This window comes from Geminisphaera colitermitum TAV2 (genome assembly GCF_000171235.2).
GTDB lineage: Bacteria > Verrucomicrobiota > Verrucomicrobiia > Opitutales > Opitutaceae > Geminisphaera > Geminisphaera colitermitum.
On sequence record NZ_ABEA03000036.1, the window covers coordinates 1 to 15,328 of the forward strand.

The 15,328-nt window shown below is 61.1% G+C and carries 14 protein-coding genes; 9 read left to right on the plus strand and 5 right to left on the minus strand.

Annotated elements, in window-relative coordinates:
* Window positions 1–1,007: 1,007 nt before the first annotated feature.
* Window positions 1,008–1,454, plus strand: coding sequence for a cupin domain-containing protein (locus OBACDRAFT_RS03855; RefSeq protein ID WP_043582971.1), 447 nt, complete (start codon window positions 1,008–1,010; stop codon window positions 1,452–1,454).
* A 432-nt stretch (window positions 1,455–1,886) separates the two neighbouring features.
* Entirely contained in the window at window positions 1,887–2,588 is a 702-nt protein-coding gene (pyrF, locus tag OBACDRAFT_RS03860; RefSeq protein WP_043582976.1) for an orotidine-5'-phosphate decarboxylase, read from the plus strand.
* A gap of 58 nt (window positions 2,589–2,646) precedes the next feature.
* Here pyrF and acs read toward each other — a convergent pair whose 3' ends face one another.
* Window positions 2,647–4,602: an acetate--CoA ligase gene (gene acs / locus OBACDRAFT_RS03865; protein ID WP_043582977.1), complete on the minus strand. Its 1,956-nt coding sequence runs from the start codon at window positions 4,600–4,602 to the stop codon at window positions 2,647–2,649.
* Window positions 4,603–4,760: 158 nt separating this feature from the next.
* Between acs and rho the strand changes: the two genes are divergently transcribed.
* Both rho and OBACDRAFT_RS03875 read left to right on the plus strand, forming a co-directional pair.
* Window positions 4,761–6,011, plus strand: a complete 1,251-nt coding sequence (gene rho / locus OBACDRAFT_RS03870; protein WP_043582978.1) for a transcription termination factor Rho — start codon at window positions 4,761–4,763, stop codon at window positions 6,009–6,011.
* Window positions 6,012–6,213: 202 nt separating this feature from the next.
* Window positions 6,214–7,947 carry a hypothetical protein gene (locus OBACDRAFT_RS03875; RefSeq protein WP_043582979.1) on the plus strand — a complete coding sequence of 578 codons (1,734 nt, stop codon included), beginning with the start codon at window positions 6,214–6,216 and terminating at the stop codon, window positions 7,945–7,947.
* A 149-nt stretch (window positions 7,948–8,096) separates the two neighbouring features.
* Here the strand turns inward: OBACDRAFT_RS03875 and OBACDRAFT_RS27875 are convergent, their stop codons facing one another.
* From OBACDRAFT_RS27875 to OBACDRAFT_RS27885, 3 genes are all read right to left on the minus strand, one after another.
* Window positions 8,097–8,240, minus strand: a complete 144-nt coding sequence (locus OBACDRAFT_RS27875) for a PIN domain-containing protein (protein ID WP_157836908.1) — start codon at window positions 8,238–8,240, stop codon at window positions 8,097–8,099.
* Window positions 8,241–8,649: 409 nt separating this feature from the next.
* Window positions 8,650–8,859, minus strand: a complete 210-nt coding sequence (locus tag OBACDRAFT_RS27880) for a PIN domain-containing protein (protein WP_157836909.1) — start codon at window positions 8,857–8,859, stop codon at window positions 8,650–8,652.
* On the minus strand, window positions 8,840–9,013 hold the full coding sequence (locus tag OBACDRAFT_RS27885) for a hypothetical protein (RefSeq protein WP_157836910.1): 174 nt from the start codon (window positions 9,011–9,013) through the stop codon (window positions 8,840–8,842). Before OBACDRAFT_RS27885 ends, OBACDRAFT_RS27880 begins: the two co-directional genes overlap by 20 nt.
* A gap of 97 nt (window positions 9,014–9,110) precedes the next feature.
* Between OBACDRAFT_RS27885 and hisF the strand changes: the two genes are divergently transcribed.
* The 4 genes from hisF (at window position 9,111) to OBACDRAFT_RS03900 (ending at window position 12,587) form a co-directional block, all read left to right on the plus strand.
* Complete coding sequence (gene hisF, locus OBACDRAFT_RS03885; protein ID WP_043582981.1) at window positions 9,111–9,872, plus strand: imidazole glycerol phosphate synthase subunit HisF; 762 nt, start codon at window positions 9,111–9,113, stop codon at window positions 9,870–9,872.
* A gap of 90 nt (window positions 9,873–9,962) precedes the next feature.
* On the plus strand, window positions 9,963–10,223 hold the full coding sequence (locus OBACDRAFT_RS03890; protein WP_125114061.1) for a hypothetical protein: 261 nt from the start codon (window positions 9,963–9,965) through the stop codon (window positions 10,221–10,223).
* Window positions 10,224–10,239: 16 nt separating this feature from the next.
* A complete protein-coding gene (locus tag OBACDRAFT_RS03895; RefSeq protein WP_043582983.1) occupies window positions 10,240–10,707 on the plus strand; it encodes a DUF5069 domain-containing protein in 468 nt (155 codons plus the stop codon).
* 20 nt (window positions 10,708–10,727) lie between these two features.
* The gene (locus OBACDRAFT_RS03900; RefSeq protein ID WP_052361054.1) at window positions 10,728–12,587 is read left to right on the plus strand and encodes a 4-hydroxy-3-methylbut-2-enyl diphosphate reductase; all 1,860 of its coding nucleotides are present in this window, start codon (window positions 10,728–10,730) and stop codon (window positions 12,585–12,587) included.
* A gap of 53 nt (window positions 12,588–12,640) precedes the next feature.
* On the opposite strand, the gene def is transcribed toward OBACDRAFT_RS03900, so the two are convergent.
* Window positions 12,641–13,225 (minus strand): peptide deformylase, encoded by a 585-nt coding sequence (gene def, locus OBACDRAFT_RS03905; RefSeq protein ID WP_043582985.1) that lies wholly within the window; start codon window positions 13,223–13,225, stop codon window positions 12,641–12,643.
* 125 nt (window positions 13,226–13,350) lie between these two features.
* On the opposite strand from def, the gene OBACDRAFT_RS03910 reads away from it, so the two are divergent.
* Entirely contained in the window at window positions 13,351–15,198 is a 1,848-nt protein-coding gene (locus tag OBACDRAFT_RS03910) for a hypothetical protein (protein WP_081721793.1), read from the plus strand.
* Window positions 15,199–15,328: the final 130 nt, after the last annotated feature.

The window sequence follows — 15,328 nt, forward strand, 5'->3', positions numbered from 1 at the left end:
CAATAAGATTATTAATGCAAGCTCCCTGCATCCTATTGGCCGTGGTGGCGAAGGGTGTCATGAGGGAGGAGAGATGCATGTGAGCGGAAGCGGGAATGGTTGTTTTTATTAAAACGAGGCAGACGGTAGCAAAAAAAGGAGACCCGATTAAGTCGGGCAAAGACCCGACCCAGCCCTACCGTTTTTTTGAGTTACGTAATTTACAGATGACTCCAAAATGGGAAGGGATGAGGGTCTTGTTGTGATGGATGTCATGTGTTTTTCGCGTGCCCGGACATCCTGCCTTTCTCATAGGTAAATGCGAGGTTTTTCGTGAATGGTTTGCTGGTATTTTCTAATGGGATGTACGTAATCCATGAATACAGAATCAGGCGGGTCTAAAAATTACGTAAGTCGAGAAATTGAGGCCATTAGATATTAAAAACTTTCGTCTAAAACCTTCAAAAAAGGGGCTTGCAGAGGGTCAAAACCCTTCCCTTTTCCAAAAAATTTCACGCGGAGACGCGGGGGGCGCGGAGAAAAAGGCAGGGGTTCCCGCCACGGCGCAACGGGCGCAACGCTGAGAGGCAGAGCGAAATCTCACGCAGAGACACAGAGGCGCAGAGGGAATACATCTGGGAGGTCCTGAAAATTCATTTTTGCACAGAAGATAACCAAGAAAACGAAGATAAAGACAGGGAGCATAATTTGTTTTAATTTATTTATTTTCAATAGGTTGTTAAAAACAAAAGTTCCATCTCAATTGCTTGTCTTCGTTACCTTCTGTTCAATTTTCAGAACCATCTGTTTTCTCCGCGACTCTGCGGCTCTGCGTGAGATTTGCGCTCTGCCTCTCAGCGTTGCGCCCGTTGCGCCGTGGCGGGAAACCCTTCGTGTCTTCGTGTGAGATTTCTGATTGGAAAATGATATCAACTGGAGCCGCGCTAGCACAAAACCGCTCCCTTCGCAGACCCTGCGGGCAAAAAGATTCGCCCGCGCGCCCTGCGCCCGCCAGCCATCACCCTGCTATGATTATTGCAGACCTCGCTAAAATCGCCGGCGGCACCTTCCCCGCCCGCCGCTGGGGCCGCGGCCTCGTCGGACAACTCGGCCAGCCCATCCCCGCCAAAGGATTCTCGATGGGCTACTCCATCCTCGAACCCCACGGAGGCCAGGTTCCCTGGCACAACCAGGAACAGGAGGAAGTTTACTTCATCGTGCAGGGCCAGGGAGAAATCTGCGTCGATACCGAGCGCAGCGAAATCAAGGCCGGTCAGGCCGTTTACATGCCCCCCGGCAAGTTTCACCAACTCACCAACACCGGCGACGAGCCCATGCACATGATCTACGTGTATTGTCCCGGCGGAGACGTCGCTCACTGGCGGCAGGAACTCGCCGGCACCCTCCCCCCCGCCGGCACGGGTGACATCCCCCCCCTCCCCGCCGGAGCCCAGCCCCAGTGCACGAAAAATTAAGGGAGGATCTGGAAATTATTTTTTGCACAGAAGGTAACCAAGAAAACGAAGATAAAGACAAGGAGCATAATCTGTTTTAATTTACTTATTTTCAATAGGTTATTAAAAATAAAAGTTCCATCTCAATTGCTTGTCTTCGTTTTCTTCGTTACCTTCTGTGCAATTTTTAGAACCTCCCTTTAATTTTTAAGGGAACTTCTAAAAATTACACAGAGGACACAGAGGAGGCACAGAGTTTGGGGAGGCCTGTCCGGTGGAAGGACATTTTCTTCGCGAATGAATGTCTCTGTAATTCATTTATTATAAATAAAATAATGTTTTTTACGGAAAAAGGAGCAAAGTTGTTTTGTCCTCCCTAAACTCTGTGCCTTCTCTGTGATCTCTGTGTAATTTCTGATTTTTAGAACCTCCCTTAAGTCTTAATTTTCCTCCATGTCCTGCGAACTCATTCTGGCCCTCGATGTTCCCACGCGCGAAGACGCCGCGCCCCTTCTCCGCCAACTCCGCGGCTCGCTCCGCTGGGTCAAAATCGGACTCCAGATGTTCACCGCCTACGGTCCCGACTATGTGCGCTCCGTGGCCGACCAAGGATTTGATATTTTCCTCGACCTCAAACTGCACGACATCCCCAACACCGTCGCCAAGGCTGTTGAATCCCTTGCCCCGCTTCCCATCGGAATGCTCACCCTCCACACCTCCGGCGGACGCGAGATGATGCAAGCTGCGCGCACCGCGCAACAAGCCACCAAGCCCAACCTGCTCCTGCTCGGCGTCACCGTCCTCACCTCCATGGACGCCACCGGCCTCGCCGAACTCGGCGTCGCCGCCGATCCCGCCGCGCAAGTCTCCCGCCTCGGCAACCTCGCCTCCGCCGCCGGACTGCGCGGCCTGGTCTGTTCGCCCCTCGAAGTCACACTTCTGCGCAGTCAACTCCCCGCCGACGTCAAGCTCGTGACCCCCGGCATCCGCCCCGCCGGTGAAGCCGGCGGCGACGACCAGAAACGCATCATGACCCCCGCCGAGGCCGCCCGCGTGGGCTCCAGTTACATCGTAGTGGGCCGCCCGATACTCAAAGCCGCCGATCCCGCTGCCGCCGCCCGCGCCATCCAGGCCGAGTTGGGGCATCGGTGCTGAAATGGAGGACGGACATTCTTGTCCACCCTCCACGCTGCCCCGGCGTTTTTTCCTCGCGCTACTCCTCCGACTGCAACGCGGCCACAACGCTGAAGTCCTCCAGCGTCGTCGTATCGCCTTTCACGATACCGCCGGTGGCAATTTCTTTAAGAATGCGTCGCATGATTTTTCCGGAGCGCGTCTTCGGCAGTCCGACGGCAAAACGCACATGGTCGGGCCGGGCCAGCGCGCCGATCTCATGGGTTACATGATTGCGCAACGTCTCCTTGAGCGCATCCGACGGCTCGTGTCCCGCCTTGAGCGTTACAAACACGATCAACGACTGGCCCTTGAGTTCATCGGGACGCCCCACGGCGGCGGCCTCCGCCACGGCGGAGTGTGACACCAGCGCGCTCTCCACCTCGGCGGTGCCGATGCGGTGGCCCGAAATGTTGAGCACGTCGTCGATGCGCCCCACGATCCAGAAATAACCGTCCTTGTCCTGCCGCGCGCCATCGCCGGTGAAATACCAACCCTGCGCCGCGTAGTCGCTGAAATACGCCTGCCGAAAACGCTCATCGTCGCCCCACAAGGTGCGCAACATCGACGGCCACGGCTTCGTGATCACCAACTTGCCGCCCGCGTCGCGCGGCACCTCGTGTCCTGAAGAATCCACTACACGCGGCACCACGCCGAAAAACGGCAGCGTGGCCGAACCCGGTTTCGTCGGCGTGATGCCCGGCAGCGGCGTAATCATGATCGAGCCCGTTTCCGTCTGCCACCATGTATCCACAATGGGACAACGCCCCTTGCCGATCATCTTGTGATACCACATCCACGCCTCCGGATTGATCGGCTCGCCGACGGAGCCGAGCAGACGCAGCGAATCGAGCCGGTTGCGCAACACGTAGTTGTCGCCCCAGCGCATGAAGGCGCGAATCGCCGTCGGCGCTGTATAGAGAATCGTGATACCGTGACGGTCGATCATCCGCCAGAAACGGTCCGGCTCCGGATGGTTGGGCGCACCCTCATACAGAAAAATCGTGGAGCCATTGGAAAGCAGTCCGTAAACAACATAACTGTGGCCCGTGACCCATCCGATGTCGGCGGTGCAGAAATAGCGGTCACTGTCCTTGAGATCAAAAACGTAGTGGCTGCTCAACTTCGCCCCCAGCAAATAACCCGCGCTCGTGTGCAGCACGCCCTTCGGTTTCCCCGTCGAGCCCGACGTGTAGAGAATGAAAAGCGGATGCTCCGCGTCGAAGGCCTTCGGTGAGTGCGCATTGGGTGCGCCCTCCCAGGCCTCGCGCCACCACACATCGCGGCCCTCGTGCATCGTCACCTCGTTGCCGCAGCGCTTGAGAACGAGCACGGTCTGCACGCTCGGCGCGCCCTCCACGGCCTTGTCCACGGCGGCCTTGAGTTCCACGACCTTGCCGCGACGCCAGCCGCCATCAGCCGTGATGACGAGCTTGGCCCGACAGTCGTTGATGCGGTCCTTCAAGGCCTCAGGGCTGAACCCGCCAAACACCACGGTATGGACGGCGCCAATACGTGCACATGCCAACATGGCGATCACGGCTTCGGGCACCATCGGCATGTAGATCGCCACGCGATCGCCCGCGACGAGTCCCATATTTTCAAAAATATGCGCCAGCCGGCAGACGTGAAAATAAAGTTGCCGGTAAGTGATCGTGCGCACATCGCCCGGCTCGCCCTCGAAGATCAGCGCGGCCTTGTTTTCGCGTGCGGTGCCCAGGTGCCTGTCGATGCAGTTTTCGCAGACATTGAGCCGTCCGCCGACGAACCATTTTGCGTGCGGCGGCTTCCATTGCAGGACGTTTTTGAAGGGCTTGCGCCACACCAGATGCTCGCCCGCCTGACGTTTCCAAAAGCTTTCTGGGGAGTTGACAGACTCCGCGTAGAGCTTCTTATAGGTCGCCATTGAGCCAAGATTTGCTTGGCGTTGAAAGTCGGCCAGCGGCTTGAAAACCCGTTTTTCACGGGAAACTGAAGTAATCGTTTGGTCGGTCACGTAAGTGGTAGTCGTGAGGGGTTAAGGTCTGATCACCCGTTTGAGGTGAACGTTTGAAAGAACAAAGGCCGTAACCCATCCGGGATATTTTCAGCGTCAAGAAACCCACGCTTTTCCCAGCCCGTTATCAGCAATCCTTTTTCACGAACCCACCACCTATGTCACAGACAACTGAAGACACATCCGTCCCGGCCATCACTCCCGCCGCTCCGTCCACCGACGCCACCCCGGCCAGCACCGACGCCCCCCCCCCCCCCCCCGCCACCGTCCCTGCCCCCGCCGAAAAGAAGCCCGAACCCACCGTCCCCGTCAGCGGCGTCATCGACATCGACACCGGCAAGGGTGGCAACGGCCAGCTCCTCGACCTCGCCCGCTACGGCAAACGCCGCCCCACCGACGCCTTTGTGCCCAAAGAACTGATACGCCGCTTCAAGATCAGGCAGGGCTCCTTCGTCACCGGCACCGCCCAGCCCCCCGAAGGCCGCTTCCCCAACCCCAAGATGAAATTCATCGAATCCGTGGACGGCCTCACCATCGAGGAGCGCCGCGCCAAGATCGAATTCACCCAACTCACCACCATCTCACCCGACCAGCAGCTCAAGATGGAGACCAAGGACGGACGCCTCACCACGCGCGCCGTTGACCTCTTCTGTCCCGTCGGCAAAGGCACCCGCGGCCTCATCGTCGCCCCCCCCCGCACCGGCAAGACCACCCTCCTGCGCGACATGGCGCTCGGCGTCCTGGAAAACCACCCCGAATGCCACGTCATGATCCTCCTCGTGGACGAACGCCCCGAGGAAGTCACCGATTTCAAACGCAGCGTGCCCGCCGAAGTCTGGGCCTCGTCCAACGACGAAAACGTTGAGAGCCACATCCGCATCGCCGACCTCTGCATCGAACGCGCCCGCCGCCTTGTCGAAGCCGGCAAGGACGTTGTCCTCTTCCTCGACTCGCTCACCCGCCTCGCCCGCGCCCACAACACCCAGCGCAACTCCGGCCGCACCGGCAGCGGCGGCCTCGACGTGCGCGCCCTCGAAAAACCCCGCCAGCTCTTCGCCTCCGCCCGCAACACCGAGGACGGCGGTTCGCTCACCATCGTCGCCTCCATCCTCATTGAAACCGGCAGCCGCATGGACGACGTGATTTTCCAGGAATTCAAAGGCACCGGCAACATGGAGCTCGTTCTCGACCGCAAGTGCGCCGAAATGCGCCTCTGGCCCGCCATGAACGTCGCCTCCTCCGGCACCCGAAAAGAAGAACTCCTCATCTCCGCCGACAAGCTCGACGGCATCCACTTCTTCCGCCGCGCCCTCGTTTCGCAGCGCATCGAGGAAGCCACCGAAACGATGATCGCCCGCCTCTCGAAAACCAAAACCAACGAAGAATTCCTCAAACTCATCGCCCGTTAACGGCTTTCCCTCGCGTCCCTCGGCGAAGCAAATCCCTTAAAAAAACGGGAATTAGCCCTTGCACCCGCCGGGAGAAAGTTAGGAAAGTCCAACCTTTCATTTACGCTCCGTGGCAAGAATCCGCAGGGCCCTCACTGACAGACAGACCAGCACGCTCCTTCAAACCTCCTCTATGCATAGCTTTTCCGAGCAATGTCTCGACATGGCCCGCTCCATGCTCGGCCACAATCTTGATGCGATTCAGCCCGATGGCAGCATCCTTCCCGCCCACGGCGAACTACCCCGCCCCGATGAACCCGGCCACGTTGCCTACGCCCTCGGCGACTATTACCGCGCCACCGGCGAGACCACGCTCAAAGGCTACGACCTGATCGACCTCACCGCCCGCTGCGTCACCGCGCAGATGTTCACCGAGCCCGCCGCCGAAAACGGCCTCGCTTACGCCTCGCTCGGTCTCCTCTGCTTCGGCCCCTCCAAAGAGCGCAACCCCGTCTGGGAACGCCTCGTCGAAGAAACCCAGCAGCGCATCGACAAACAGCTTCTCAACCGCACCGACTACGACAACCACTGGCAGGCCTTCAACATTGCCAAGGCCGTGGCCCGTTACTCCTTCGGCCTTTCCAAGAAGGACGAAACCTCGCGTCTCATCGAACGCATGGTTGACCGCATCAACCAGACCAGTTCCAACGGATTTTTCGACGACTCCACCACCGGCTTCGGAGGTAATTTCAACCTCTACGGCATGCTGGCCTTCGTCTTCATCCGCTCCGCCCTCCAACTCCACGCCAACAGCGGCGTGCGCGACCGCAAGCTCCCCACTCTCCGCACCTACGGCGAAAAATACCTCAAGATGATCCCCGACCTCGTCCGTGCCGACGGGCTCGGCTGGGCCTTCGGACGCGCCGCTGGCGCTTACGGCCAGACCCACTGCATCAGCCTCATTCTTCAGGGCCTGCGCGACGGCTGGATTACCGATCAGGACAAACCCAAGTATTACGACATCCTGCGCCGCCTTTTCGTCTTCTTTTACCAAACCTATCTCGACCAGGAGCACGGTTTCCTCGACCTGCGCGACGGCGAACGCACTGCCTACGAAAACCACACCACGCGCATGGCCAACTTTGACGCCGCGCGCTACCTCTGCCAGTGGGCCCGCCTCGCCAAGACCACCAACATCGGCGCCATTCCCACCACCAAAACCGAGCCACCCCGGACGCTTGGCCGCTTCATCATCTTCGACAAATCCAGCCGCAAGGAACAAGGCCTCTTCCTCTACCGCGACGCCGCCAGCGGCCTGCACACGCAGATTCCGCTCATCAGCGCCGGCGCCCACCTCACGTCCGACTCCCTGCCCTTCCCGCACTGCCCGGGCGTGTTTGACTGGCCCAACAACATTTACGCCCCCGTCCTCCTCCCCGAACTCACCTTCGGCGACAACGTGACCATCCCCGCCTTCTACGGCAAAAACTGCGTCACCGGACTCGGCCTGCGCAACAGCTTCTATTTCCGCTACGAACAGCCCGAGTTGATTAACACCAAGGAAGAAATCCTCAAGGGACTCGGAGCCGTCAAAGTGCAATGGAATTTCAGCGGTTCCTCCATCAGCGCCGAATTCACCTACACCGTGAAGCAGCAGATCCAGTTGGATAAATTCCGCTACCAGATCTTCATCGCCGCCCCGCACTCCAAGTATCGCGTGGCCGGATCGCTCACCCTTGGAGCCGAAGGCCACCGTTGCACCGTCCAAAAAGACGACTTCCAAGGCCACTGGCTGGAGACCGAAGTTGTGAATCTCGACCCGCACTACCGGACCAATTACGGCAAGATTCACTACATCCAGACACTCCTGCGCGACCACCCGCTCATCATGCGTCCCGGCAACGTCTATCGCTTCGCCGTCAACTTCGAACCCGACGTGACGCAGATCGACGGCTGATCGGGAAAGTCCGCCCTCCTCTCCTTTATACGCAGGCGCAACGCACATTCCGTTGCGCCTTTTGTGTAGGCGGACGAACGGGGCTCAACCGCGAGGATCGACACAAAAGCCTGCCGTGGCAGGCGGGTCGGGGGGGGGGGGAGGGACGGTCAGATTACTGGCGGCATGATTGACGGCACGAGTTTGCCGTCTTTGCGCCGATAAATGGTGAAGTCAGTCCGGTCGATTGTGATGAGCTTGGCGCGGGGAAATTGCTCTGAAAGTGCTACAAGGGTGGCGTCGCCAAGGTCCATTTGTGGATATTTTTTCAACATCTCTCCTATGCGGGTGTTATGATTCACCAACGTCGGGAATACCTCGACGGCTCCACATTCCACAAGTTCGACCAGCTTGAAAAGGGCGGGGCGGTATTTTTTCAGGGTTCTTCGACATTTTCGGTGGATAGACGAGAGTTGGCGCGGCAGCGCCCGTAGCGCAGGCATCTTGCCTGCAATCCAATCTACTGCGCGAAGCGCCGCTTGCCTTGACGTAGTTCGGAGCTTTAGCCCGAACCGTTACCTCTCCGTATTCGTGAGTCACACGGTTCGGATTGGCAATAAAGCACCGAACTACGTGACAAACCGATGTCACCGCGCTTCGCGCAATCAATTTAGATGGCAGGCAAGATGCCTGCGCTACGGGCGCTACCGCGCCACCCTCCCGCTATATCAACTTATCGAGTTTCCACTGAAAACGTCGAAGAACCTTTTTCAGCAGGTGCGCGGCTTCCGAAATGGCTGTCTCAGTCGTGCCGAGTGTTTCTCCCAAGGCGGCAAACACGTTTTTAGCCCATTTGTGATGGATGTCGCTTGTATCCAACAGAGCGACAAGCGGGCCAGCATCTACCGCATAATTAATTGTCGAAACCTTCACGGGTGGAGAGAATGCCTTTGCCGGTATTGACGATGCCAGCGGCACCATTGGCCCATTCCGCAAACGTCATTTTACCCGTCTTTTTCACGCGCGAAGGGCGGCGGGGGATAGCGGATGTGCGCGGACGCTTCTTTGTCTGTGTGGCAGTGCTCATATTCGCAGACTGTGCGCGGGATCGGCAGGCTGTCCAGCTTGCGACTGCGGCTCCCCGGCTTGACGGCATAAAAGACGCCAGACACGGTTCATCCCTCATGCTCGCCCGCCGCATCATTCCCTGTCTCGACGTTAAGGACGGCCGTGTCGTCAAAGGCGTGAAGTTCGTTGAACTTCGTGACGCCGGCGACCCCGTCGAATCCGCCAAAGCCTACGACGCCCAAGGTGCCGACGAACTCGTCTTCCTTGACATCACCGCCTCCAGCGACGGACGCGGCATCATGCACGACGTCGTCGCCCGCACCGCCGAACAATGCTTCATGCCCCTCACCGTTGGCGGCGGCCTGCGCACCGTCGAGGACATCGAACGCATGCTCAAAAGCGGCGCCGACAAAGTCTCCCTCAACACCGCCGCCATCAACAACCCCCAACTCATCGCCGACGCCTCCAACCGCTTCGGTGCCCAATGCATCGTCGTTGCCATCGACGCCCGCCGCGAACCCGACGGCAAAACCTGGCAAGTGTACACCCACGGCGGACGCAATCGCACCGACCTCGACGCCGTCGCCTGGGCACGCCAAGCCGTTGCCCTCGGTGCCGGCGAAATCCTCCTCACCAGCATGGACTGCGACGGCATGAAAACCGGTTACGACGTGCCCCTCACCCGCGCCGTCAGCGACGCCGTCACCGTCCCCGTCATTGCCAGCGGCGGAGCCGGAGAAATGAAACACTTCAGCGACGTCCTCGACGAAGGCCACGCCAGCGCCGTCCTTGCCGCCAGCCTCTTCCACTTCGGCACCTTCACCGTGCCGCAGGTCAAAGACTACCTCGCTGGCCGCGGCATTCCCGTCCGCCGGTAAATCCTGACGACCGCACGCCCACCCCCCCCCCCCCCTCCCTCCTCAGAGGGCTTGCGGCGCGGCTTACTTTGTCCGATGGTTCGGGGCACCATGCACCTCAACGAAATCATCGACGACATCGCCAGCCAGGCGGATGACTTCCTGGCTGACGCATCCAACCGCGACCAAGCCCGTGCTGGCATCGCCGAACTCCTCAACGCCGACCACTCGCACCTCTCCCCCTCCGATCGCAGACGCGTCATCGACGGCGTCATGAAGATCCTCGAAGACGAAGACTTTTTCGATTCCCGCTACGCCAGCAAAGCCGATGACGGCGGCGATTTGGGTTCCGACGACGACTCCGACGAATAACTCCCGCCGCGCCAACATGTATCCAAATTTCAACTACGCCACACCCGATCTCACCCGCCATCCGCCCCGCAGCCCCCGGGTCCGCCTCGGCGGATACGTTCACCTCCCCCGGCTCCTCGACAAAGCCCGCGCCGTCGCCGCCGGCAAACAAGGCGACTACATCTACCCCTGTCCCCTCGACAAACGCTTCTTTGCCTTCACCGGCATCGCTCCCGACGCGTTTCTTGCCGCCATCAAAACCGACGCCGGCCGCACCGACTCCGCCATGCTCGCCTGGGTCAACGCCCACACCCGTCCCGACCGCGCTCCGCACGAGATCCTAGCCTGGTCTGCCTGGCTCGAAACCCTCTCCCCCGGCGATGCCGACCGCCACGCTGGATTTGCCGACGCCATCCGCACCCTCGCCCCGGCGCGCGACGACATAAGGACCACCTTCGACCGACTCGACCTCGACGACTACACCAGCTTCGGCGGCCAGGCCTGAGCCCCACCACACACACCCTCATGCCCGACGCCGACGCCCTCACCCTTTGCTTCGACGCCAACAACCGCCTCGCCGTCCACCCCGAACCGGCCGACACCCCCGCGCACCGGCTCGCCCCCGTCCCCCCCGCCGCGCTCGTCCTCCACCCGCGCGCTCCGCAAACCCTCCACCTCACCGTCCAAGGCAACCCGCTCACCGTCCACCTTGCCCGCGTCCTCGACTACGCCCCCTCCCCCCCCCCCGGCATCTCCCCCGCCGCCTTCATCTTTCGCTCCTTCGACGACCTCGCCGCCCACCCCGCCGCGCTCACCCCGCGACTCGCCGCCCTCCTCCCCGCCCTCGAACCCCACCTCATAGACATCCCCTACCTGCACCTCGGAGAGAACGATTTCATTTACAAATTCCGCCCCGAAAAAGAGCGCAACACCGCCATCTACGCGCAAGACCCCGTCTCCTCCGCCCTCTACCAGTCGCAACTCTGCACCACCCTCAAAACCCTTGCCCGTCGCGTCGAAGGAGCCGCCGCCGACCCCACCCCGCTCGATTTCGGTGCCGTGTGCTACCTCATACCCAGCCACTTCGGCTTTTGTCTCGGTGTCAAAAACGCCATCGAACGCGCCTACGAAGCCCTTGCCGCCAACCCTGGCCGGCGCGTCTTCATGCTCTCCGAACTCATTCACAACCCCTTCGTCAACGAAGACCTCATACGCCGCGGCCTCCGCTACCTCCAGACCGACAAAGGTATCCCCTACACGGTGCAAGGCACCGTGAACATCCAACGCCCAACATCCAACGCCCAACGCCCAAGTATAAACACCACCAACGGCGCAGCAGCGCCCCACTTCGATGTTGGATGTTCGACGTTCGATGTTGGACGTTCAGCAGCAGAGGCGGCCTCGGCGATGCCGAGGCCGCCTCTGCTGCTGTGGGATACGCTGACCCCCGACGACATCGTCATCATCCCCGCCTTTGGCGCGACCGATGACGACAAACGCCGCCTCATCCGCAAAGGCATCGCCCTTGGCCAGTCCGACGCCACCTGCATGCTCGTCGAAAAAGTCTGGAAAGCCGCCCGCGCCTATGGACGCGCCGGATACACCGTCATCATCCACGGCAAGTCCGAGCACGAAGAAACCAAAGCCACCTTTGCCAACACCCAGCGCCACGCCCCCGCCGTCATCGTGCGCAACCTCGCCGAAACCCGCCTCCTCGGCGACATCATCACCAGCCCCGACCCCGCCTTTCGCGCCACCTTCTACCAAAAATTCGTCGGACGCCACACCCCCGGCTTCGACGTCAACCGCCATCTCGACCGCGTTGCCGTCGTCAACCAGACCACCCTCCTCATGAACGAGACGCGCGGGATCATCACCTACCTCCGCGACCTCTACGCCGCGCATTACGGCCCCGACCAACCCGGCCAGCCCGCCCGCCTTGGTGGCGCCGGCCGCACCGACACCCTTTGCTACGCCACCCAAGTCAACCAAGACGCACTCGGACGCGCCTTGCAGAAAACTCCCATCGACGCCGCCCTCGTCATCGGCGGCAAAAACTCCTCCAACACCTGGCAACTGCACCGCGTCTGCGAACAAAAACTCGGCCCCCGCGCCCACTTCATCCAGAGCGAACGCAACATCCACTCGCTCGACGCCATCGAGCACTACCATTTCCCTGCGCATAAATCCGACGGACCCGGCCGCACCGAACTCCGCCCCCTTTGTCCTGCCGTCCCCCCCCCCTCCCCCCTCCGCATCCTCGTGACAGGCGGAGCCTCCTGCCCCGACGGACTCATCCAACAAGTCATCACCCGCATCAACAGCCTGTTTCCCCCCGCCACCCTACGCCCCATCGACGCCGTCCTCGCCGACCTGCAAAAGTAGCGGGTAGTTCGGAAGGTTTGGGAGGTTTGGAAAGTTTGGATGCTCGCTACTCACTACTCGCTACCCGCTACTCTCAGCCTTTCAGCCTTTTCCTCATCGGCCAACGCCCGCACCGCCTGCTCCACCCCGGCGCGAATGCGTTTTGCCATCCGGTCAATAAACAACGTCCCGGCCAGATGATCCGCCTCGTGCTGGATGCACCGCGCCAGAATCCCGTTGCAAAACAACGTATGGGGCACCCCCTGCGCATCCTGATACCGCACGCAAATCTCCTCAGGACGCTTCACATCGCCCCTGATACCAGGGAACGACAGGCACCCCTCCTCATAAATCACCTTTTCGCATCCCTCCACTGGAGTGATCTCCGGATTCGCCATGAACAACGGCATGAACAACTCCACCGGCGGCCTCGTTCCATCCAACTCCCAATCGTAGTCCCGGTCCGCCGCCCGCACATCCACCACGCAAAACTGAATCGCGCGCCCCACCTGCTGCGCCGCCAGCCCGATCCCCCTGGCCGCGTGCATCGTCTCCACCATATCGACGCCCAACCTTGCCAACCCGGCATCGAAGACCGACACTTTGTCGCCTTTTTTTCGCAACACAGGATTATTGTAGTGAACAATTGAAAGCACCATGAGTCAGAATACGTATTGGTATTGAATAAAAATTTCGCCACAGCGTGCGAACCTCCCTTCCCTCCGCAATCCAGAATCCTTGAACGTCGAACGTCGAACATCGAACGCCCAACATCCAACGTCCAATGGAACACCCGACAACAACCTCCCCCTCCCTCCCCCCAATTCCCCCCCCCCCCTCGTTGGATGTTGGATGTTCGACGTTGGACGTTCGACGTTCGGCGCGCAGCGCCGCCGCCCTCCTCTGGGCACTCGCTGGCATTGCCCTGGCCTTCATCGCCTGGACCCTCCCCGTTCACCTCAAATCCATCACCCCCGAACTCCTGGCCGAAGCCGCCCGCGGCACCCTCACCCCCACCGCCCTCGGCCAGCGCCAACTCGACGCCGACCTCCCCGGTCCCGCCGCCCTCGCCCTCGCCACCGCCCGCTCGATCCGCAAAGACGACCCCCTCGCCGACGCCCTCCAACTCGACCTCTTCGCCTACTCCCGCCGCCACCCCGAACTCATCCCCTGGGGCGGACGCGACCCCTTCCTCGCCCCCCTTCTCAAACAACCCGCACTCACCCCTCCCTCCCCCCCCCCCGGCAAACCCGCTGCCGAACCCACCGGCACGCCCATCCTCACCCATCTCATCACCGACCGCGCCCGCACCGCCCTCCGCGACTACCTCTCCAACTCCCGCTCCCCCGGCGTCCTCACCCTCCTCCAGACCCGCGAAATAAAAACCACCGCCCACTTCGTCCCCGCCACTCAAACCGGCGGACAAACCCTCGACGCCACCCTCCTCCTCGCCGCCCTCCTCTATCAAGGCGAACACCTCGCCCCCCCCCTCCAGCAACAACTCCGCAACCTCGCCGCCACCGCCATCTCCACCGGACAGATGGGCGACCTCGAAACCGTTTACCTCAACCTCCTCTCGCTCGGACGCCGCCTCGACTGGATGCAATTGACGACCCTCCTCCGCCTCACCGGCACCACCGAGACCCTCGCCCAATTTGCCGGCCTCGCCCGCGCCTACCCCGACACCATTCCCCTGCTCCACACCGCCGCCCTCTTTGAAGGCTCCGCCGACCCCGTCGCTGCCTACCTCCAAAAACACGGCTACGCCAACGCCCTCCCCGACCTCACCCTCGCCCTCGGACTCGGCCAAGGCGCCGTCCAGCAACTCCTCCTGCGCCAAGTCCCCGTCACCCGCCAGACCACGCTCGACATCGGCCCCCTCACCCGCCTCGCCCACCTCCATCCCCACCTCACCCTCATCGCCAAATACCTTGCCTGGTTCCTCGCCGCCTTCTGCCTCCTGCGCGCCCTTGACCGCGCCATCGTCGGCCGCGCCCGCTCCTCCGATCCCTCTGAAATCTCAAATTTGAAATCTCAAATCGGCGGTGCCGCCGCCCTGACCGCCCGCTCCGGACGCCCCCACCTCGTCAGCGCCATCCTCGCCATCCTCCTTGCCGCCCTCGTCATCGCCGCCACGGAACCCTTCCTGCTACGAGCCACCCCGCCCGCCACCGATTTCAAACTCACCTTTGCCGTCCCCGTCATTGCCGACCTCACCAATCCCGCCACACTCACCCAACAAGCACCCACCTTCGCCATGGACATCAACTCGCTCCTCTCCATCGGGCTCTTCGCCGCCCTCCAGATCGGCATGTATCTGATCTGCCTGCTCAAAATTCAGGGCATTGACCGCCTCCCCCTCGGTCCCCTCGTCAAACTCCGCCTCATGGAAAACGAAGAAAACCTCTTCGACGGCGGCCTCTATCTCGGCATCGCCGGCACCGCCGCCGCCCTCGTCCTCCAAGTCCTCGGCGTCATAGAGCCCAACCTCCTTGCCGCCTACTCCTCCAACCTCTTCGGCATCACCTGCGTTGCGCTCGTCAAGATCCGCCACGTCCGCCCCTACAAAAACAAGCTCATCCTCGAAGGCCAGGCCGCCATCACCGCGGCGGCGGCGACAGCGAAGCCATGAACAAGACCCTGCTCCTCATCCTCTGCGACTTCCTCCTGCTCAACCTGCTGGCCCTCACCCGCTGGGACAAAGCCGCCCCCCGCCCCACGACCGAACAACACGCCGCCGCCAAACCCGCGACCCCTGACGT